Below are 21,303 nucleotides of genomic sequence, written 5' to 3' on the forward strand. Positions count from 1 at the left end.
TTAGTTTTCGTTCCATATCTTCGCAACCATACCTGTGGGTTCACCGTTGGGAGCAAGGTGTTTGCTCTTATACCTCCATATACGGGTCTTGGGGTCATATACACGCACGAGTTCGCAGACAAAGGTGTCCCCTACCCTTTCAAAGTCATAAAAGATGGCATCCTTGCTGTATCTCAGCCCGGTGTGGAAGCTCAGCCCCTTGTCCGTTCCCGTATAACCCGATCCGAGTCCGATCAGGTTCTCCTTGAGGCTCAAGAGGGTCTTGTCATAGAGAAATACCCTGTACCGTCTCTTGATGCTCTTCTGCACCCACTCTTCGAACAGATTGTCCTGACTGATGACGACATTCGTGCTGAAGTAGATACGATCCCCTTTTTGGATCTTCATCTGTGGGTAACGCATCTGCTCGAAGAAGGCTCTGTTCTCGACTGCCTTGGTGACGACAGCCTGCTCGTCCTCGGGTGAGGTGACCTTCTCGAATCGGATGTATTCTCTCGCAGGCTCTGCATAAGATGGGGTCTTGAAGATGAGGTTGCCGTCGAGGTCTTTGCCGACATAGAGGAAGTCCGGTGCGCCGGAGAAGACATCGTTGACGAGGTTGTGGAGGTAGTTGTATGTCGTGAAGCTCAACTGTGTATAGGTGTTTTGCTTGATTTCGAACTCACTCTCCTTAAACTCTGCTGCCGATGCTTCGTCATAGTCGGCACGCATCCGGACAGTCCCTTTGGGATCAAACTTCATGTGGAAGTAATGACCTCCGACACCGTAATCGTACTCATAGCCCCTCCCTATCTTTGCCGTCACATCCGAAAAGATCGTGGAGTCGGTCTTGGAGAAATAGACGACTTTCCACCCATGAGTAGCATCGGTAAGCTCTTTTCTCAGATCCGAGATACTCAGCGCACTTCGCTCCGATGGGGATAGAGAGAAGACCCCATCTTCCTTACACGAAGAGAAGGCGACGATAAAGAGTGCCAGTAGGTAAATTCCGTATTGTTTCATCTGTCTGTTTCGCTTTTTTCCTCTGTGGATAAATAAGTTCTCATGAGTTTGTTTGAAGCACGTTGAAATCGTACCATGTTTATGCCGACCGTCTTGGAGAAGTAGTCGTTGACAAAGTCGAGCTTGGTGACGAGTTCGTGATGAGCCTGCTTTGCTGCTTCGAGAGCCCGTTGCTGATCCTGAGGATCATCCCCCGATGGATAAGGGGTCTGAGCATTTCGGATGGCTTGCTTGATGTCCTTGGCGGTGTACGTGATCGTTGCGCTGACGATCTCGCAGAAGTCATCCTGCGCAGAGAGCAGGGCATTGATGGTGAGTGTCCCCCTCTTGTTGCCGTAGTCACTTATCGAGAAGATCCTGCTGCGGTCTGTGATCCCTTTTTGCACCGTCGCGAGATAGTCTCCCGTGGAGGACACATAGCGATTTTTGCTGATCGCGAGGAACTTGTCTCTGTCATAAGCAAAGAGTTCGGAGAGTCGTCGGGCAAACTGGTGATGCACACTGCGCATCAAAGCATATACTTTGGACTGATCCTTGGGGTCGAAGTCATTGACGTTGTAGATGTGCATCTCAGAGCCGATGGCAGTGGCATTCGACAGTAGTTCGAATCCATGTATATCGACATTCTTCCCGCCATACATGTATATCTTGATGGGAGCTTTGCCCTTCATGAAGTCTTTGCCTCCGAACTCGTCCTGCGTATATAGGTCGATCCAAAGATGCTTGGCCGTCTCCAGCACCGCCTTGACATTGTCGGCCTTGGGCGGATAGGTAAAGCTCCCGGGCTGAGCCGCATTGCGCTCCCAGCGGTAGATGACCTCTATACCGTATGGCAGGGTGAGTGTCTCTCTGATCCACCGATCCAGTTCGTTATGCTGTCTCTCCACTTTGTTGCTGTCTACCACACTTAGATCCGAGAGTTTTTCGCGACTGCACCCCGATACGACGAGGATAAGGAGCGAAAGGAGCGATAATATCTTAGTATTCATAAATCCTGATACGTTGCTTTTTTGTGAATGTGACAATAATCCTCCGACATCATCTGGGGTTGGGTTCAAGCCCGTTGTTGATGGCCTCTATGGGGATCTGAAGGAGTTTGCGTGGGTCTTCCTTGAGGAGGGGGCGGTAGAGCGGATTTTTTGACTGACGTTTCACCGGCATATAGAAGCGACGCAGGTCAAACCACCTCAATCCCTCGTGGACGAACTCCTTCTGACGAAAATCCGTGATGATCTTCACCAAGGCAAGCTGCTTGATCGTCATGCCATAAAATGGAGTGTATGTCTCGTAGTTGCTGCTGTTGGTCCACGTGTAATCAGCTCTTGTGCAGGCCGGTATGTCGCCGAACTTCGTCTTGATGAACAAGAGCAGGTCGTCGATCGAACGCTCATACTCTCTCAGCATGGCGTAGGCCTCCATCCTGTTGAGGAGCACCTCATCGGTAGAGAGGAGCACATTCGTGACATAGAGCCCTTTTGGTCTCGTACCGTCATGTCCGAGGACGGAGAGCTCGTCAAACTTTGCGATGTATCTCGCATCAGCCACGGGGATGTTCGATGCGTTGAAGAGGTAGAGGGGTGCGAGATTGGGTTTCTTGAAGTTGTCACAGCCATCGATCCCCTTGTTGTTGAAGACCTCCACCATCGAGTCGTAGGTCACGCCATACTTCTCGACAGGGTTGTTGCGAGCTATGCGAGACTCTGTCGAAGTCAAGAGTAGGTTTGCAGGCTCCGCAGGGTCGGTATATTTGCGATAGAGTCCGACATGGTTGAGCCCGAGTTCGCGTCCATAGCCGATCCAAGGACGGAGTATCTTGCCCGGGTCATGTCCGAGGACATAGTTGGCATAGTCCACGACGAGCTGCCACTCCCCTTTCATCAGATAGAAGCGCGAAGCAAAAGCATAGGCCGCCTTCTTGTTGAAGTGAAACTTAGGGTGCTTGTAGTACTTGTCGCTGACGAGGGTTATACCCAACTTCAGATCCTTTTCGATGTTGTCGTAGACCTCCTTCACCGTGCCACGTTTGTACTGCACGAGGGCGTTCTTCTCGGGCTTGGTGAGGTAAGGGATCCCGGGTGCCACAGCCGACTTGGCAGTGCCATAAGGCTCCGACCATATATTGACGAGCATGAAGTGTAGGTAAGCACGGAGGAGGAAAGCCTCACCATACAACGCCTTGACACGCTCTGTCTTGGGATATGTCGCAAGCAGTTCGAGAGCCTTATTGGCCTGAGCGATACCCGTGTAACAAGCATTCCAATAGTTGAGAGGAGTGTCGAGGTCCTCGTGATCATAGTCCTCCCAGAAGTACATCGCTTCGTTGAGACGCGAGTGTACTCCGTTGACACGTTCGCCGACATTGTCTGTGCGAGCCTCAAGGAATGCGAAGTAGCTCGCATCGGGATAAGCCCCGGTGAGGAGCTCCGCTATCTTGTCCTCGCTGTCTATTTTGACTTCGAGCGAAGAGTCGGGATTGGTACTTAGAAAGTCCTGACACGCACTCAGCGAAAGTGCTACTGTCATCAGGAAAAATATCTTCTTCATAAGCATAATAGCGTGTTAAAATCCGATGTTCAATGTCATTGTCAACTGTCTCGGTGTGGGGAGAGATACCCCACCCGACTTGTAGTACTCGGGATCTTGTCCTTTGAGCTTCTTGTCGGCATAGATCAAGAATGGGTTGGTGACATTCACCTTCAAGCCTGCGTGTTGGAGTTTGAGGGCTTCTCTCATCTTCTTTGGCAGGTTGTAGCCGAGAGAGATATTCTTCATACGTACAAAGCTACCATCTGCGACACGCATCTGAGAGTAGTTGTAGGTATTGTATGCTCTCTCTATGTTTTCGACACCGATCTGACGGATCAAGTCCTGCGATGGCAGTGTAGGCACGTCGGTCTTCAGCTCTTCGCCGGGATTGAGCCAACGGTCGTAGTACTCCTTGGAGAAGACATTGAGGTCGGCGAAGTTGGGATCGAAGGTCGGATTGAGACGGATCTTGTTGCCTGCCTGCATCGTGATGAAGAACGACAGCTCCCACTCCTTGTACCTGAACGTATTCGAGAGACCTCCGATGTACACGGGCTCGATAGGACCGTGATAGATGAGGTACGACTTGGAGTACTGTGCATCGAGGAAGTCTGCGCCGTGGACGTTGTTGTTCGGACTCTGGTTCGATGGATAGAGACCGAAGTCAAACGTCGGCAGACCATTGGCATTGAGCCCTTGGAAATTGAATGAGAAGAGCGATCCCCGTGGGAAGTCCACGATGTTGCCTCGTCCCGTACCTGCCACCATGTCGAAGGTATTGGGCGTGTTGAGGAGGCGTGTGATCTTCTGATCCATCGCACTGAGGGTGAGGTTTGTCGTCCAGGAGAAGTCGTCGGAGACGATGTTCTTCGAATGGATGAGGAGCTCCACCCCTCTTGTCCTCATGTCGCCGAAGTTGGCATACTTGTAGTACTGCCCTCCGATGCCCGATGTGCGCACAAGGTCGATGAGGTCGAACGAGTTACGTTGATAGACATCGAGGGTCGTATTGAGACGGCCGCCGAAGAGCCTGATGTCCGCACCGATATTGAGTTCGTACATCTTTTCCCATGTCAAGTCACGGTTTTCGAGGTGCAGGATACGGAGGGCATTCTCTCTGTCCTTGATGTCGAATCTGTTGGTGATGATGTTTTTGAAGACAGCGGTCGAGCTGATCGCCTCCTCGTTCATCTTTGCGGTGAGACCATAGCTCGCACGGAGCGCAAGTCCCGAGATATGGCTGTATCCCTTCATGAACTCCTCACGGTCGAGGTTCCACTTCACACCCACGTTCCATGTCGGTAGCCAACGAGAGGCTGCCGACTGTCCTGCGGTGTTGGAGCCTTCGTAGTTCAGCACGGTGTTGAAGATGTACTTCCCTGCGTAGCCGTAGGTGGCACTTCCGGAGAAGGTCACACCTCTCTCGTATCTGTTGAGGAGAGAGAAGTAGCTGTTGCCTTCGTTGGACAACTTTTGGAATATCCGAGGGTCTGTAAATATCTGATTACCCCTGTCGTACTGTATCCCATAGCCTTGAAACGGATTGATCGTACGATCGGTATGGCGTACCTCTGTAAATCCGAACGCACGGAGGTCGTGCTCTCCCATCTCCTTGTTGAACTCCACCGCAAATCTCCCCATATAGTTCTTCATCGACGTCTCCGTCTTGTTGAAGATGCCTCCGTGAGGGAGAGCGATCTGAGGCTGGTGTAGCGGGTTATCCTTATCCCTGAGGAGATAGATGTTTTGGCGAGCCACATCGGGTGTTTCGTTGGCACGAAAGGCCTGTACCACGTTCGAGCCCTCCTTGATGAAGTGCGAAGTGCTCGTAAGGGCATGACGAGCGGCCGCAAGAGCGATGAGTCGGAGGTGACGATTGACATTGTAGGTGATCTCTCCCTGTACCTTGAAGTCCAATACGTTGGTCTTCATGTAGTTGTTGTCGTACTCGTTGAGTATGTTGAACGGTGCCCAGTTGTTTCGGTAGTAAGAGAGCGTACCATCACTGTTGCGTGGCGAGAGCGTACGGCTCGTACCGAGAGCGTAAGAGAATGGGTTGATGTCGAAGTCTCTCTCGAATGCACCGATGACCGCATTCTTCTTCTGAGGGATGGTTCCCGGAGCCGACTGGTTACGCATATTACCCTGAGCGGAGATCGTGGTCTTGAGGCTCTCTCCCCAGTGGTAGACATTCTTGAGGTTGGCAGTCACACGCTTCACGTTGTCCGCGAGTGTCCACCCCTTATCGTCATAGAAGCCCACCGATGCATACGTGGTGGAGTGCTCTCCACCGCCCGAAAATGTCACCGTGTGGCTGTGTATAGGCTTGTAGGTAAAGAGCTCTCTGAACCAGTCCGTATTGGCATACTCCCTCTCCTTGAGGAAGGCAGCCTTGGCCTCGTCCGTGTTGGGGAGGTAGAAGTTGCCTGTCTCCGGATTGATCGTGCTCAGAGCCTTGTACATCTGATAGTACACCCCACTTCGTCTGCCGTAGAGGGCGTTGGAGAGAGAGAAGTACCCCTTCTTGTCCATTTCCATGTACATCGACATCGTCTCCTGGGAGTTGAGGAGGTCAAACTGTGTGTATGATGGGATGGCCCTCATACTGAGTTCGTACGAGTATGAGATGCGGTTCGGAGCATTGCGCTTGCCCGACTTTGTCGTGATGACGATCACACCATTGAGGGCACGAGCTCCGTATATGGAGGTGGCCGAAGCATCCTTGAGTACCTGTATGTCTTCGATGTCCGAAGCATTGAGTCCTGCGACAGCCGAACTGATCAATGTCACAGCATCTCCCGAAGCCAGCTGATCCAGCGTGAGCGACACCAAGTCCTCATACACAGCACCGTCGATGACCCACAGGGGCTGTACGTTGCCGAGGATGGATGCACCCCCACGGATGTTGATGCGGGGTGCCGAGCCGAAAGATCCGGAGATGTTCTGTATCGACAGACCCGCCACACGACCCTCAAGCATACGAGAGACGTCGCTCACCCCTTCGAGCTTGATGTCATCGAGCTTGACCGATGCCGCAGCACCGGTGTAGACTCTGTTCTTGATCGTCTGATAGCCCGTGATGACGACTTCGTCGATCTCCTTGACATTGTCTTTGAGGACGATGGTCATCTTTTCGGCCGTCACCTTGACCTTCTGTGTGATCATCCCCACGAAGCTCACTTCGAGGACATCACCCATACGGGCCGTGATGACGAACTCGCCATCGATATTGGTTGCTGTACCACCCCCCTTGCGTACCTTGACGGTCGCACCGGGTAGGGGCTCGCCCTTGGTGGTCTGTACGACCCCTTTGACCTTCATGGGACGCTGAGCCTCCGCTTGGAGCGCAACGCCGAACATCATCAAAAGGAAGACGACGAGTAACCTCATAAATCTGTAGTTGTTCATATATACTTCTTTCTATTCTGTCCCGTGCCGGAATGTTTTCTGTCGCCTGTCAGAATGCTTTCTGTCGTGTGGCAGAACGTCTTCCGTCGGGCAGGCTTACATTGGTTGAATCAAAAACGATAAGTGAACCCTCCGAAGATGCCGAACGGATGCCCTGCTCTCAAGCCCGAGGGGTGACGAGAGGTGATATAGGTCTTGTCGGCAAGGTTGATGGCATTGACCGAGAGGGTGAGTCTGTCCGTAGGTCTCCAGTGTGCCGATGCGTCGATGATGACGTGCGCAGGGACACGCTCCGATTCAGCGATGGAGCCTTGTCCCGGTGTGGTACGCATATCGCTGTTGTAGCGCACGTTGACCGTCGCATCGACCCTCTTGTACTCTGCGCCGAGCTGTACATTGAGGGCGTGCTTGTAGATGTATGGGATCTCATCACCGACGTGGACAGTGCCCCAGGCATTGCTGTCGAAGGAGTTTTTCATCTCCGTGTCGGTATAAGTATAAGAGACTTGGAAGGGCAGTTTGAGGGCGAAGCTCTCGCCGATCAACTGTGCCTGAAGGAGAAACTCCACACCTCGCACGAGGGCGGCACCGACGTTGAACTGCTCCAGCGTACCGAGACCACCGCCTGCGGCAAGGTCGCTACCGAGCATGTTGCTGTAATCGTTGTAAAATCCGATGATCTCGGCCTTCACCGCCGAGGTCGAGAAGCGTGTGCCAAGCTCCACATTGATACTGCTCTCAGGCTTCTGATAGAGCTCCGCACTCGGTGGCGCAAAACCCTTGTGTACGCCCGAGAAGACGGACAAGAACTTGGCAAACTCATAGTTCACCCCAAGGCTTGGGATGATGGCTCTCGCGTGGTTAGGCGTCTCGATCCTCACCCCACCGGTGCGACGGAGGTCGGCCTTGGTGTAGTCCTTCTTCAGCAGATCCACATCCTCATAGCGCACCCCTGCGGTCACAGTGAGCTTGTCCCAGCGTACTTTGTTGAGGATATAAGCAGCGAGGGCATTGGCCGAAGTGATACGATTGGCTTGTGTGCCGTGGATGCCGGGGAGGAAGAGGGACATCTTACCTCCTTTGATGGAGTAGCTGTCATCCCATTGGAAACGATCCTCTTCGTCCATGTGATAGCGTATGGCTGCTTCGAGGTTGTTGTACACACTGCCGAGGCGGAAGTTGTACTCCATCTTGGACTGGATGCCACGCGACTTGTAGTTACGGTTGTTCGCACGAACGATGAGTGCCTCACCGTCATAATCTTTACGCCCCGTAAGGATGTCGAAGTAAGCCGCATTGGTCTCGGGATCGGCCAGTACCCGCTCTATGCTTCGCTTCTCATCCTTCGTGACACCTGCACGCACATCGTTGAGCTTGTACCAGTTACGATGGAAGGTATTGTAGTACGCATTGGTCGTGATCTTGAGTGTCGGAGTGAGTTCGAGGAGATAGGTCGCTACCCACTGCATGTGCCGGGTCGTCATGTCGTCCATGCGAGAGCCGGGGTACTTCAAGAACGGTGTGGCCTTGAAGTCTTGCTCCGAGAGACCTACGTAAGACTCGTGGGAGTATTCGTCGGCATAGCCGAACTTCAGTTCGAGAGCCTGATTGATGCCTTCTTCGTTGTCCGTATTGGCGACAAACTTTGCCAGCACATCGTTGCGCTTGAAGCCTTCCTTGTCTCCGTCGGCAAACTTCTTGAAGCCATCCGACTGATAGCGGAGGTACTCGACAAGGTAGCCGAAGTGACGAGAGCGGTCGCCGATGTTGAAGTGACCTTTGATCGTGTTGTTTGTACCGTAAGAGAAGTTGACCTTACCCGAAAATCTGTCAGGGATAGGGGTCGAGACGAGGTTGACGGCACCACCGGTGGTGAATGGTCCGTACTGTACCTGACTGCTACCCTTGAGTACCTCGACAGCGTGCATCCTCGCAGCGTTGGGGAAGTAGTAGGCTGCCGGTGCCGAGTAAGGCGCAGGAGCCGCAAGGACACCATCCTCCATGATCGATACACGTTCGCTACGCTCTGCCTTGGTACCACGGAGGCTGATATTGGGGCGGAGGCCGTAGCCATCCTCCTCATACATATTGACCCCCGGCACGGATCTGAGCATACGGATGACGTCCGTGTACTCCAGCTTCGCTATCTCTTCGGGAGACAGGAAGTACGCCGATCCTGTACGGTTGCGTGCTTGGAACTTGCTCCCAAGCATCGGCTTGGTCACCACCACAAACTCTTTCAGATTGTACGTCGTGTCGCGTTCGTGCTCGACCTTCTGAGCCGCGAGGGTGAGCGGAGTCAGAGCTACAACACACGTAAAGAGAAATTTTGATCGCTTCATTTGTATCTGTACAGGGGTATTTCAGACCTGCACTTTTTGAAGTTTTGTACTATGTTTTAGAATAATCTTTCAATCCGAGTCGCACCGCAAGATCTACAAAATCAGGCTGTATTGCCACTCAATATATTTACGAGTGCAAAGGAATATATTTTGAAAAACTGTCACAATCACCACAATTAAGTATTTGTTTACATTTGATATACCAATATGTTGGTATTTCTCCCCTTTTCACAGAATATCGACAGGGCGATCGATAGAGCTGCATAACTCATTGACAATGAAATGTGTTTTGTATTTATGTATTGCCTCTTTGTGTCGAAATGAATAAATCTCATATACCCACATTTGTTGGCTCACCGTCCCCGGTAGGCCTATCTACCCTCGCATGAATGAAAAAACCGCCACAGAGATCATCTGTGACGGTTTTTCTGTGATTTTGGAGTCTTGCTTTCTCAGTTTTTGTCGAAGGCCTCGATGATGGGGAGGAACTTCTCTGCTGTGAGCGCAGCTCCTCCGATGAGACCTCCATCGACATCGGGCTTGGAGAAGAGCTCGGAAGCATTACCACCGTTGCAGCTGCCTCCATAGAGGATGGAGCAGTCTTGGGCTACGGCTTCGCCATACTTCTTCGCCACGGCCTTGCGGATGTGATCGTGGATCTCTTGAGCCTGCTCTGCTGTTGCTGTCTTGCCTGTACCGATGGCCCATACGGGTTCGTAGGCGAGGATGACCTTGCGGAAGTCTGTTTCGGAGAGACCGAAGAGAGACTCCTCCACTTGGCGACTGACGACTTCGAAGTGCTTGCCGGCCTCACGCTCTTCGAGCACTTCTCCTATACAGAAGATGGGCGTAAGACCGTTGTCAAGTGCCAATCGTACCTTTTTTGCAAGGGTCTCGTGGCATTCCTTGAAGTACATACGACGCTCGGAGTGACCCAAGATGACGTGTGTCGCACCTGTCGAAGCGACCATCTCTGCCGACACTTCGCCCGTGTATGCCCCCTTGTCGTAAGCTGCACAATCTTCGGCAGCCACCTTGATGGGTGAGCCCTTGACGACCTCTGCGACAGAGGCGAGGTGTGTGAAGGGGACACCGAGGATGACATCACATCGGAGTGTCTTGCCCTCTATGGATGCCTTGACGTCCTTGGCAAGGAGGATACCCTCAGCGAGGGATGTATTCATTTTCCAGTTTCCTGCTACGATATTCTTTCTCATAACTATTTTTCATCTTGGTTTATAGGTTAATACATTCTTTTTGTCGAAGAAGAGCAAGAGACCCAGCACCAGCAATGCAATGACAAAGGGTACAAACTTCATTATGCCTGCACGCTTGGCGGCAGAGAGGTTGTACTCGGCATCGAACACTTTGGCGACAAAGTCCTTGTCTTCGATGAGGCTGTCTATCTTGCGGTCAGCCACCTTGCGTACGAGTACTCCGTCACTGATGATGAGGAGAGCAGGGTCTGAGCGCACGACGGTCTTCATGAGCGTGGCATCCATGTGGTACAGCGAGGCGATGTCTCTGAGCGACCACACGGGGGCTTCGTAATCGGTAGGTAGGGTGTGTGCCGTGGCGATGTAGAACGAGCCGTTGAGGTCGTAGGCGATCTTCGAGAGGCGTTCCAGACGATCACGCTCTGAAAGGAGCTTGTCACCTCCCTTGAGACCTGCACAGTACACCAGCATATAGGGCTGCGCAGTCATCAGTCGGTGCGACACATCGCTCCCATCGACATCGGTGAGTGCGAAGTCTGCCGCCGTGACCTGTACCTCTGCCATAGGCTCCTGAGAGGCATCTCTTACGAAGACCCATGTCGAGTCGACTTGGTCGAGTTCGTTCATCTTGAAGACACGCTCTTCGCCATCTTTACTGTAGACGAAGCGGAAGTTTTCGGGGTTGTCCATCTGCGCCTTCTGTGCCGACTTGACCTCCAAGAGGTTGGTCCCCACCTTGAACGGTCTGAAGTCTATGGCAGGGAGATCTGTGACGGTGGCAAAGAGGAAGTTTGCCATCACGAGTCCAAAGCCCACCACTGCCAGTTTGCCTCTGCGGAAGGACATCAACGGACTCACATACTCCGAATAGTGGAGGAGCACAAATGCGAGGGGCAGGAGCAGGAGGTTCTTGACAAAAGTCGCCTCATTGCTCAGCTTCATCGCATCGCCGAAGCATCCGCAGTCGCTGATAGGATCCTTGATCATGATATAGAGCGTGAGCAACGTCATCGCTGTCATCATGATCGTCGCGAGTGCCCCTGCGATCCTGCGCCATACCCCGATGAGCAGAGTCACTCCGAGGGTAAACTCAAACAGGCACAGAGCCACCGACCCCGACATCGCAAGCCAAGACGTCATCGGCAACGATGCCGTGGCGAAGTACTCTTCGATCTTGATCGCCGTGCCCATGGGGTCTATCCCCTTCATGAGACCGGAGAAGATGAAGAGCAGGCTCAGGACGATACGAGCCCCCCAGACGAGGCATTGTATACTCTTTTTCATGCTTTGCCCTCCTTCTCTTCGTTGAGTCTGATGAGCGCAAAGACGGCGTAGTTGATCATATCGAGATAATTGGCATCTATCCCCTCGGAGACATTGGTCTGTCCCTTATGGTCCTCGATCTGCTTGGTACGGAAGACCTTCGTGAGGATCATGTCCGTGAGCGATGCGATACGCATACTGCGCCAAGCCTCATCGTAGTCGTGGTTTTTGGACTGCATGAGGGACTTCGCCACCGAAGCATAGTGGTCGTACCACTCGATGATCTCATCGACCTGCTCTTCGGGCAACTCTGTGTGCCCCTTGTCGAGCTGAATGAGTCCCATGATGCCGTAGTTGATGATGGCGACGAACTCCCCACGGATGCCGTCTCCCACGAGGCTGATGCCTTTGTCCTGTATGGTACGTATCCTATTGACCTTGATGAAGATCTGGTCGGTCATGGAGGTGGGGCGCATGATGCGCCACGATGCACCATAGTCTTGGAGCTTCGCGACGAAGAGCGAACGACACTCCTGTACTACCTCATCGTACTGTCTCGATGTATCGGGGGTATGAGCCATAGGGCGGATAGATGTTGTTGTGATGTGAAAGTATTTTGAGAGAAAAAGCCCTCAAGGCTTGCGCAAGAGGAAGTTGACATCTTCGCTCGGAGCCACTTCACGAGGCTCATCGCCGAAGAGGAAGAGACGTGCGGTATGCTCGCCCACGAGGGTCAACTTGCCACCTTCGTAAAACATTCGAGAGCCCTCCCTGAGTCCTACGACACGGACACCGGGGTTGGCCACGAGATACTCGCGGATGCGTTGTTCACGAGTCTCTCCTCCATGCCCTTCGGGATGTGCATCGAGGTAGTGAGGATTGATCTGGAAGGGGACAAAGCCGAGTGCCTCGAAGCTCAATGGCTCGACGATAGGCATATCGTTCGTCGTACAGATCGTAGGGCAAGCCACATTGGCACCTGCGCTCCATCCTACATAGGGTACACCGGCCTTGACGCGTTCACGGATGGCATTGATGATCCCAGACTCTTGCATCATCTTGAGGAGGCGGAAGGTATTGCCACCACCGATCATGATCGCCTTGGCTTCGGCAATGGCACGAAGAGGCTCGTCGAAGGTATGGATACCTCTTACCTTGACACCGTGCGGTGCAAGCGCGGCATTGACCTTTGTGACATAATCGTCAAAGGTCATCGTGACCCCTGCAAACGGAATAAATACCACATCACCCTTGGCATCGCCGAGGTGACGAGCGATGTCTGCGCCTGGTTTTTCGAGATAAGTCTCTCCGGGAGATGCCGAGTTGCTGATAAGAAGTAGTCTCATATCTATCAAAAATTTTATGTTGGTTTGTACTCTATAATCTCCACAAATATAACTTTTTTCCCCCGAAGAAGAAGCCCACACACTGCACGGATCACGCATTTTTCTGATTCCTAAGCCTTTCATGACTGCCTTACCCTCCGATTTCTTTTTCCGACCCCTCCTCAAAGCTCCTCTGACATGGTGATCTCACATCCCTTCATGACTCCGAAAAAAAGTCGTTAGACTCGATGACGAAGGTCGTTAGATTCGATGACGAAAGTCGTTAGATTCGATTTTGAGAGTCCATGGACTTGGTTCGAGAGGGTCTGCGGAGGTCACTTGCGAAAATGAGAAAGGGAGCGTGTCGAGGTGATCCCTTCGACACGCTCCCTTTGCTGATCTCTTCAAGCCATCAGGTTTCATGAATCTTCTTGCGGAGCAACCTGAAGTGTCGGAGCATTTCCTCTCCGAATGTGGCTTTTATGTAATCTTTTGCTTACTCGTCTTGCTCTTCCATGTCGGCGATCCATCGCTCTTCTTTGCTCTCTTTTCTCAGGAACAAGAGGATAAGTATTATGCCGAAAAGCGCACTGGCGGCTCCTCTCCAATACTGAATAGCGAGGCTGTAGATCCCGATAATACCCCCCAAAATACAAATCACCGATGTCCCTACGATGAGAGCTTTTTTGTATTTCTTCAGAGATTCGCCACTTGTCCCATCAATGGCCATCTTCACATCTATGACAGAGCTCAGTAAATAGTAGCCAAATATTATGTACCACATGGATAGGTAAGTAAATGGACGTTCGCTATCATAGAGCCAAAAGATAGTTAATACCGCTAAGGTGACCATAAGTGCCCCCCTCAAAAGTGCGTTACGGACGGATTTTTTCATGTTTGTATTTGGTTTTAGGTGATATAATCTTGTGAGAAGAATGTGTTTCAAACCCAAAGGTATGATTTTTTTGTGAAATTTGCCAATCTGCTTTTGTGACAGTGAAAAAGTCATTAAACTCGATGACGAAAGTCGTAAGATTTGATTCGAGAGGGTCTGCGGAGGTCACTTGCGAAAACGAGATAGGGAGCGTGTCGAGGTGATCCCTTCGACACGCTCCCTTTGCTGATCTCTTCAAGCCATCAGGCTTCGTGAATCTTCTTGCGGAGCAACCTGAAGTGTCGGAGCATTTCCTCTCCGAATGTGGCTTTCATGTGGTGTGTATCTATGTTTATTTATGCCTGTGATATGGTCTTTTCGGTGTCTTTTGCCTCCTCATTTTTCTCATTCATGTCTGCGAGCCTATGTTCACCTTTGAGGTTTTTTCTCAGAAATGAAAGGACTATTGCTATACCGGCAAGGGCACCCACCCCTCCCATCGTATCCGGAATGGTGAGACTATAGATACCGGCAATACCCCCCAATACGCAAATGATAGCTGCACCTATGGTGAGGCTTTTGTTGTACTTCTTCCGATCTTTTTCCTTTGCCTCATCTGCGAGCATCTTTGCATCTACGATCGTAAGCAGTGCATAGTAACTAATCATCATGATCCACATGGATAAACGGGTTAGTGGACGCTCACTATCATAGCTCAAAGATACAAGTATGGCTGAAGAGAAAACCAGAGCTCCTCCTTTCAAAAGTGCGTTACGGACGGATTTTTTCATGTTTGTATTTGGTTTTAGGTGATATAATCTTGTGAGAAGAATGTGTTTCAAACCCAAAGGTATGATTTTTTGTGAAATTTGCCAATCCGCTTTTGTGACAGTGAAAAAGTCATTAAACTCGATGACGAAAGTCGTAAGATTTGATTCGAGAGGGTCTGCGGAGGTCATTTACGAAAACGAGATAGGGAGCGTGTCGAGGTGATCCCTTTGACACGCTCCCTTTGCTGATCTCTTCAAGCCATCAGGTTTCGTGAATCTTCTTGCGGAGCAACCAGCAATACGAAGTCTCGGAGCGTTTCCTCTCCGAATGTGGCTTTCATGTGGTGTGTATCTATGTTTAATTTATGCCTGTGATATGGTCTTTTCGGTGTCTTTTGCCTCCTCATTTTTCTCATTCATGTCTGCGAGCCTATGTTCACCTTTGAGGTTTTTTCTCAGAAATGAAAGGACTATTGCTATACCGGCAAGGGCACCCACCCCTCCCATCGTATCCGGAATGGTGAGACTATAGATACCGGCAATACCCCCCAATACGCAAATGATGACTGCACCTATGGTGAGGCTTTTGTTGTACTTCTTCCGATCTTTTTCCTTTGCCTCATCTGCGAGCATCTTTGCATCTACGATCGTAAGCAGTGCATAGTAACTAATCATCATGATCCACATGGATAAACGGGTTAGTGGACGCTCACTATCATAGCTCAAAGATACAAGTATGGCTGAAGAGAAAACCAGAGCTCCTCCTTTCAAAAGTGTGTTACGGACGGTTCTTTTCATGTTTGTATTTGGTTTTAGGTGAAATTGTTTTTGCTGTAAGGTTATTTATTTAGTGACAATGAAACTCTATTCCAATTCTCATTTCTATTCTCAAGTTCTATTGTAGTAATAGTATTATATCTATTGTGTTGATTATTAGTAGAAAAGACTGTGTCAATTCCAGTTCTCATTTCCACTTCAATTTCTATTCGATATTCTATTTCATTTTTTGGAAAAGAGAATAATAATGAGACTCTATTTCCGGTGGAGTTGATATTTTACCCATCTGTTTCTGCCGACTTCTTTGATGATACCCTCATTTACCAAGTGCTTCATTTGGAGCCAAAGTTTTTTGTAGGGGATCTCCTTCCCTACCCTTTGGTGTATATCCTTCAACGGAGCACAGGAGTATATTTTCAGATCCTCTACGATGAGTTCCCTTATACGATAATCTTCGATCCTCTTGAGGGAGGTCTTCCCCTTGTAGTTGCTTTGTTGTAATACGGGCGAACTCACTCGATATTCCTTCGCCCTGTGTGATCCTACGGCTTGTACTATACTATGTTCGAGTAGAGGGTCAAGCCAAGGCGATAGTTCATGCCTGTCTCGAAGATGCAATGTTCGGATCAGACTTGTGGCAGATATGCTCTCGTGTTGTGCAATCAAACCCAAGCAGATGATCTGTTTTTGCCTTAGATCTGCTATTTGTAGGGCCTCTTGTACGACTTTGATCGCCTCTTTGCTGATGATACGACGCTCGATGATGGCTGTGACCGAATCATTTCCCTCTTTTACCTGTGGTACTTGCTTACCGTTGGACAACTGGATCTCATACATTTTGTCGTACCCGGATCCTTCACGTTCCATCAGTCCGAGTGCATAGCAAAGGTTTGCGAAATGCTCGTTTCTTTTGACTGTCTTGTGAAGGATGTTTTCCGGAGTGACGCCCAATGGCAAAGTGCCCGGGTTGGTGACTTCTATTCGGGTTGGATGTATATTTATGAAGATGTCGCCCTTCGTCGTGTACGGTCTGTGTACTAGAGCGTTGCAGAGTAACTCCCGAATGACACGACTGTCATAAGCCGGGATTTCTTTGCGAAATAACCCCTCGCTGATTTCGTTTGTCTCTCTCCATTCGGGCACTGTTTCCCAGATGCTTTCTATTATTTCTTGAGGAGTCTGTGAGAAGTCATCCCAGAGGTACTTTTGTACTTTCTCTCCTTTTTCGTCATATTTGATGCACTGGACGACAGGAGCATTGACCAACCTTCCTCGTTGAGACTGCGTCCCGATAAACAATACCCCAAGGTTAGTCATTTTGTCTGATTCTTCTTCTGTCAAGAAGTAGTGGTCAAGTAGTTCTTTAGTCTCTTTATCTTTGGTGAAGGCTGAGACCCTGGCTGAAGAGGTCAGTCTTTGGATCAATAGATCCAATTTTTGGTGATCGGCATCCTGCCAGTTCCATACGGTTGTTTGAGTCTCCCAGGAGTAATACCCCTTCTCAGCAGCCAGCCTTGTTATCTCATTTCCGGTGATTGGCACACTGTTGTCCGCTATCCGCAAGAAGTACTTTCCTGATGTTGTTGATGCAATGGTATGTCCGCGAGAAATATGGAGACGGAGGTATTGAGAGCCATTTTCATGACGTATGATTTCTGGTGAAGCCGTGACATTTATAGTCATGCCACTTATTTTGTTTATTAAGGTTACAGGCAGTCTCTCATCAATGATCTGCCCGATAGGGGGAGTGTCAGACTTGTCTTCTATGCCATAGTCTATGATGCCACCTTCTGCGTTGCTAAAGGCCACACAGTCCTTCGCAACCTCTTTCCAGTCAGCGCTTTTGCCCATTATCTCTCGAATGGACTTCTTGTCATATAAGCTGTTTTCTTTCATCTGCTACACCTTCTCTATCAAGGAATTCATACCAAGAGCGTCGGTAACGTTTTTGGTACGATATGTTTTTATGAATATGCTACTATGTGTTATTCGGGCATATCCTCCCAATGGTTTTTCTATAGCTTTTCAGTCTCCTTTTTGTGTAATGATATTGTTTGCTGAGAAGCCTGTTTCGTCAGGTACACTCAAATCCTAGGGGAGAATAAGTCACATTTCCCAATGTCTCAAATGTATAAATTATCTTGCAATCGAGCAACTTGTATGTGGATGAGGGTGGCGAAGATGTATGCGTATAAAAGGCTTGTCTGACTCGATGACGAAAGTCGTAAGATTTGATTCGAGAGGGTCTGCGGACTTTTTTCGGATCGTTGAGAGAAGAGAGAGTAGGGTGGATCGGAGGTTAAGTCGTTTTTGGTTATCTTTGTCCGAGTAAGAAACAAAATAGCTATGAACAGATTAAAATACTTTTTGTTGGCTGCCCTTTTGAGCAGTCCCGTGTGTGTCGCTCAGACGACAAGTGCGAAGACGCCGACCATCAAGGAGATCACAACCGGAGCTTTTGCGGCTCGTAGTGCAGGTAATGGTTTTCGATCGACTGCCGATGGCAAGCACTACACGATCTTGAGCGAAGATCATGGTGCCATCGTGCGCTATTCGTATGAGACGGCTAAGGTCGTGGACACGTTGTTCAACTGCAAGACGGCTCGTGAGTGTGACTTCGAGAGCATCGACGACTACCGCATCAGCGACAATGGACATCACATCGTCCTCCTCAGAGAGACAAAGCCCATCTATCGTCGCAGTCGTAGTTATACCGCTTACCACTACGATGTCCGTCGCAATATGGTCAAGCCTCTGGCGACGACCAAGGGGCAGGTACGCATTCCGACCCTTTCGCCCAATGGTCGTATGTGTGCTTATGTCATCGACAATGATATATACATCAAGAAGTTTGACTACGACACCGAGGTGCGTGTGACCACCGATGGCAAGATCAATGCCATCCTCAACGGTGTCACCGACTGGGTGTATGAGGAGGAACTATATACCATCGGACTGATGGAGTGGAGTAGGGATGGAGCATTCTTGGCGTTCGTACGCAGCGACGAGAGCGCAGTGAAGACCTTCGACATGACCATCTTCGGCCGTGGCAACTATCCTCTCAACTACGTCTACAAGTACCCTAAGGCCGGCGAGAAAAATTCGGACATCTCCCTCAAACTCTATAACGTCGACAATCGTGACACCAAGGAGATCAGGCTCCCCGAAAAGGCTGAGTACTACATCCCTCGTCTCGACTTCCGTGGCGATGCATTGTATGTCTTCACCCTCAATCGCCATCAGAGCATCTTCAAGGTGTACAGCGTCAATCCCAAGAGCTTTGTTGCAAAGCTATGGCTCCAGGACAAGGACGAGAAGTACATCGACACCGAGTGGGTGCGTCAGCTCACCTTCGACAACGAGGGTGCACTCTACGTGAACGAGTCAGACGGCACAGCACAGGTGTACAGATATGGCAAGAACGGTACGCTCGTGGGCAAGGTGACCAAGGGTAAGAGCGATGTCGCACAGCTTTATGGCGTGACGGCTTCGGGCGAACTCATCTATTCGTTGGCTTCTCCGACACCGGCCGATCGTGTCATCATCGCACAGGACAAGAAGGGTAAGCAACGTTTCCTTTCGCCCAAGGACGGCGTGAGCTCGGTCGTGTTCAGCAAAGATATGAGTTACTACCTCCTTGCACATTCTTCAGCGACAGAGGTGCCCCGATATGAGATCCGCCGCACTCGTGATGCCAAGGTCGTCAAGCTCCTCGAAGACAACAGCAAGCTCAGTGCTACCCTTGCGCAGTACAAGATGCCCAAGAAGGAGTTCATGACCCTCAAGATCGCCGATGGTACCGAGCTCTCTGCATGGATGATCAAGCCCTCGAACTTCGACCCTTCGAAGCGTTATCCCGTCGTGATGACTCAGTACAGCGGTCCGGGCTCACAGGAGGTCAAGAACGAGTATGAGGCGGATTGGACGACAGCCATGGCCGAAGAGGGCTTTATCGTCGTCTGTGTCGATGGCAGAGGGACAGGCTTCCGTGGTCGTGAGTTCAAGAAGTGTACTTACCTCAACCTCGGTATCACCGAGAGCAATGATCAGATCGCTGCGGCAAAGGCCTTGGGCAAACTCTCCTACATCGATGGAAGCCGTATCGGCATCTTCGGATGGAGCTTCGGCGGATACAATGTCCTCATGTGTATGTCTCGTGGCAACGGTACTTTCCGTGCAGGTGTGGCTGTGGCACCTCCAAGCGACTGGAGACTCTACGATACGATCTACACCGAGAGATATATGCGTACGCCAAACGAAAATCCCGAGGGCTATCGTCAGACCTCAGTGCTCAGTCACGTGGATGGTCTCCAAGGCAAACTCCTCATCGTCCATGGTACAGCGGACGACAACGTGCACATCCAGAACATCATGCACCTCACCGAGGCACTCATCGCCGCAGACAAGGATTATGACATGATGGTTTATACCGACAAGGATCACGGCATCCGTGGCGGCAATACTCGCAACCACCTTTTCCGTAAGGTCATCAGCTACTTCAAGACGCACCTATGATGATCAAGCCTTCAGTAGCCAAAGCCAACAAGCCTCTTCGGAAGCCCGATTGGCTCAAGATAAGCATCCGTAGCACGGACAACTATTCACACACTTCGGAGACACTCTCCTCAGGAGGTCTGCACACGATATGTGCCAGCGGAAGGTGTCCCAACATGCACGAGTGTTGGAGTCGTGGCACGGCGACATTCATGATCTGTGGCAACGACTGCACCAGAGCTTGTCGCTTCTGCGCCACCAACTCCTGCGCCAAGCCTGCACCTGTCGACCCGCTCGAACCTCGTCGTCTCGCCGCCAGTGTCGCTCAGATGAAGCTCAAGTATGCCGTCATCACTTCTGTCGACAGGGACGATATGGACGATTATGGCGCAGGACATTGGGCGGCTTGTGTGGGGGCGGTCAAGGATCGATGCCCCGAGACAACCGTCGAAGTGCTCATCCCTGACTTCCAAGGGGATCTCGACTGCCTTCAGAAGGTGCTCGATGTCAAGCCTGATGTCGTCGGTCACAATCTTGAGACCGTACGCAGGCTCACCCCTACGGTACGCCACCGTGCGACCTACGACACGAGCCTCAAGGTCTTGCGTGCCATCTCTGACAGAGGGTTTGTCGCCAAGACCGGCATTATGGTAGGCCTTGGTGAGACGCCCGAAGAGGTCGAAGAACTCATGCGTGACTGTGTCGCCAACGGGGTCTCCACCCTCACCATCGGTCAGTACCTGCGCCCGTCGAAGCGCAATATAGAGGTCGTCGAGTATGTGCACCCTGACCAATTTGCCGAATATAAGCGCATCGGCGAAGCCCTCGGGCTTACCCACGTCGAGAGCGGACCTCTCGTACGCTCATCGTACCACGCTGACAGCCAATTTGTCAAGGCTAAAGAGCAGAAGAGTCTGCGTGACTTGGGTAAGGCGAAGTGACAAAGGATGCATCTCATAACAACATTCACCACAAATAGCCGTAAACTATGAAATGTTCAGTCGAACTCAGTTACTATCCCCTTGTCGATGACTTCAAGCCACACGTCAAGGCCTTCATTGCCGAGCTTCAGAAGTACGACCGCCTCAAAGTCGAACCCGGCAGTATCTCCACACGTGTGTTTGGCGAATACACCGAGGTCATGGCTGCTCTCACGGAGGTGATGGGCAAGTCGTTCCAAGGCCCTGCCGCAAGCGTGGTCATCAAGATCCTCAATGCGGATCGAGACAAGTAGTCTCTGTCCGATACACATGCAAAACAGGGTGTGGCAAGACTCATGGTCTGCCACACCCTGTTTGCTTGTAT

At 50.9% G+C, this 21,303-nt stretch carries 16 protein-coding genes; 3 read left to right on the forward strand and 13 right to left on the reverse strand.

Annotated elements, in window-relative coordinates; genetic code table 11:
* The 13 genes from EL262_RS07280 to EL262_RS07340 all read right to left on the reverse strand — a co-directional run bounded on the left by EL262_RS07280 (position 1) and on the right by EL262_RS07340 (position 17,400).
* Complete coding sequence (locus EL262_RS07280) at positions 1 to 1,002, reverse strand: DUF4302 domain-containing protein (protein WP_025838698.1); 1,002 nt, start codon at positions 1,000 to 1,002, stop codon at positions 1 to 3.
* The gene (locus EL262_RS07285; protein WP_025838697.1) at positions 999 to 1,991 is read right to left on the reverse strand and encodes a putative zinc-binding metallopeptidase; all 993 of its coding nucleotides are present in this window, start codon (positions 1,989 to 1,991) and stop codon (positions 999 to 1,001) included. Before EL262_RS07285 ends, EL262_RS07280 begins: the two co-directional genes overlap by 4 nt.
* 49 nt (positions 1,992 to 2,040) lie before the next feature.
* Positions 2,041 to 3,546, reverse strand: coding sequence for a RagB/SusD family nutrient uptake outer membrane protein (locus tag EL262_RS07290; protein ID WP_078735900.1), 1,506 nt, complete (start codon positions 3,544 to 3,546; stop codon positions 2,041 to 2,043).
* Between the two features lie 15 nt (positions 3,547 to 3,561).
* A complete protein-coding gene (locus EL262_RS07295; protein ID WP_036847426.1) occupies positions 3,562 to 6,936 on the reverse strand; it encodes a SusC/RagA family TonB-linked outer membrane protein in 3,375 nt (1,124 codons plus the stop codon).
* A 110-nt stretch (positions 6,937 to 7,046) separates the two neighbouring features.
* Complete coding sequence (locus tag EL262_RS07300) at positions 7,047 to 9,278, reverse strand: TonB-dependent receptor family protein (protein WP_078735896.1); 2,232 nt, start codon at positions 9,276 to 9,278, stop codon at positions 7,047 to 7,049.
* Between the two features lie 452 nt (positions 9,279 to 9,730).
* The gene (gene tpiA, locus EL262_RS07305) at positions 9,731 to 10,495 is read right to left on the reverse strand and encodes a triose-phosphate isomerase (protein WP_078735897.1); all 765 of its coding nucleotides are present in this window, start codon (positions 10,493 to 10,495) and stop codon (positions 9,731 to 9,733) included.
* A 9-nt stretch (positions 10,496 to 10,504) separates the two neighbouring features.
* On the reverse strand, positions 10,505 to 11,779 hold the full coding sequence (locus EL262_RS07310; RefSeq protein ID WP_025838695.1) for a BT_3928 family protein: 1,275 nt from the start codon (positions 11,777 to 11,779) through the stop codon (positions 10,505 to 10,507).
* The gene (locus EL262_RS07315; RefSeq protein ID WP_078735898.1) at positions 11,776 to 12,339 is read right to left on the reverse strand and encodes a DUF1599 domain-containing protein; all 564 of its coding nucleotides are present in this window, start codon (positions 12,337 to 12,339) and stop codon (positions 11,776 to 11,778) included. Before EL262_RS07315 ends, EL262_RS07310 begins: the two co-directional genes overlap by 4 nt.
* A gap of 51 nt (positions 12,340 to 12,390) precedes the next feature.
* A complete protein-coding gene (gene pepE / locus EL262_RS07320; protein ID WP_025838693.1) occupies positions 12,391 to 13,104 on the reverse strand; it encodes a dipeptidase PepE in 714 nt (237 codons plus the stop codon).
* A gap of 475 nt (positions 13,105 to 13,579) precedes the next feature.
* A complete protein-coding gene (locus tag EL262_RS07325; RefSeq protein WP_078735899.1) occupies positions 13,580 to 13,978 on the reverse strand; it encodes a hypothetical protein in 399 nt (132 codons plus the stop codon).
* Between the two features lie 335 nt (positions 13,979 to 14,313).
* A complete protein-coding gene (locus tag EL262_RS07330; protein WP_126464396.1) occupies positions 14,314 to 14,748 on the reverse strand; it encodes a hypothetical protein in 435 nt (144 codons plus the stop codon).
* Positions 14,749 to 15,090: 342 nt separating this feature from the next.
* Complete coding sequence (locus EL262_RS07335) at positions 15,091 to 15,525, reverse strand: hypothetical protein (protein ID WP_126464397.1); 435 nt, start codon at positions 15,523 to 15,525, stop codon at positions 15,091 to 15,093.
* 234 nt (positions 15,526 to 15,759) lie between these two features.
* Complete coding sequence (locus EL262_RS07340) at positions 15,760 to 17,400, reverse strand: ATP-binding protein (protein ID WP_025839509.1); 1,641 nt, start codon at positions 17,398 to 17,400, stop codon at positions 15,760 to 15,762.
* A 450-nt stretch (positions 17,401 to 17,850) separates the two neighbouring features.
* Between EL262_RS07340 and EL262_RS07345 the strand changes: the two genes are divergently transcribed.
* The 3 genes from EL262_RS07345 to EL262_RS07355 are packed head-to-tail and all read left to right on the forward strand — an operon-like array spanning position 17,851 to position 21,232.
* Positions 17,851 to 20,019: a S9 family peptidase gene (locus tag EL262_RS07345; RefSeq protein ID WP_078735836.1), complete on the forward strand. Its 2,169-nt coding sequence runs from the start codon at positions 17,851 to 17,853 to the stop codon at positions 20,017 to 20,019.
* Positions 20,016 to 20,939, forward strand: coding sequence for a lipoyl synthase (gene lipA / locus EL262_RS07350; RefSeq protein WP_420874822.1), 924 nt, complete (start codon positions 20,016 to 20,018; stop codon positions 20,937 to 20,939). The genes EL262_RS07345 and lipA overlap by 4 nt, the downstream gene beginning before the upstream one ends.
* Positions 20,940 to 20,986: 47 nt before the next feature.
* Positions 20,987 to 21,232: a hypothetical protein gene (locus tag EL262_RS07355; RefSeq protein ID WP_025839515.1), complete on the forward strand. Its 246-nt coding sequence runs from the start codon at positions 20,987 to 20,989 to the stop codon at positions 21,230 to 21,232.
* The last annotated feature ends 71 nt before the right edge of the window (positions 21,233 to 21,303 follow it).

Source organism: Porphyromonas cangingivalis (assembly GCF_900638305.1).
GTDB classification, from domain to species: Bacteria; Bacteroidota; Bacteroidia; order Bacteroidales; family Porphyromonadaceae; genus Porphyromonas_A; species Porphyromonas_A cangingivalis.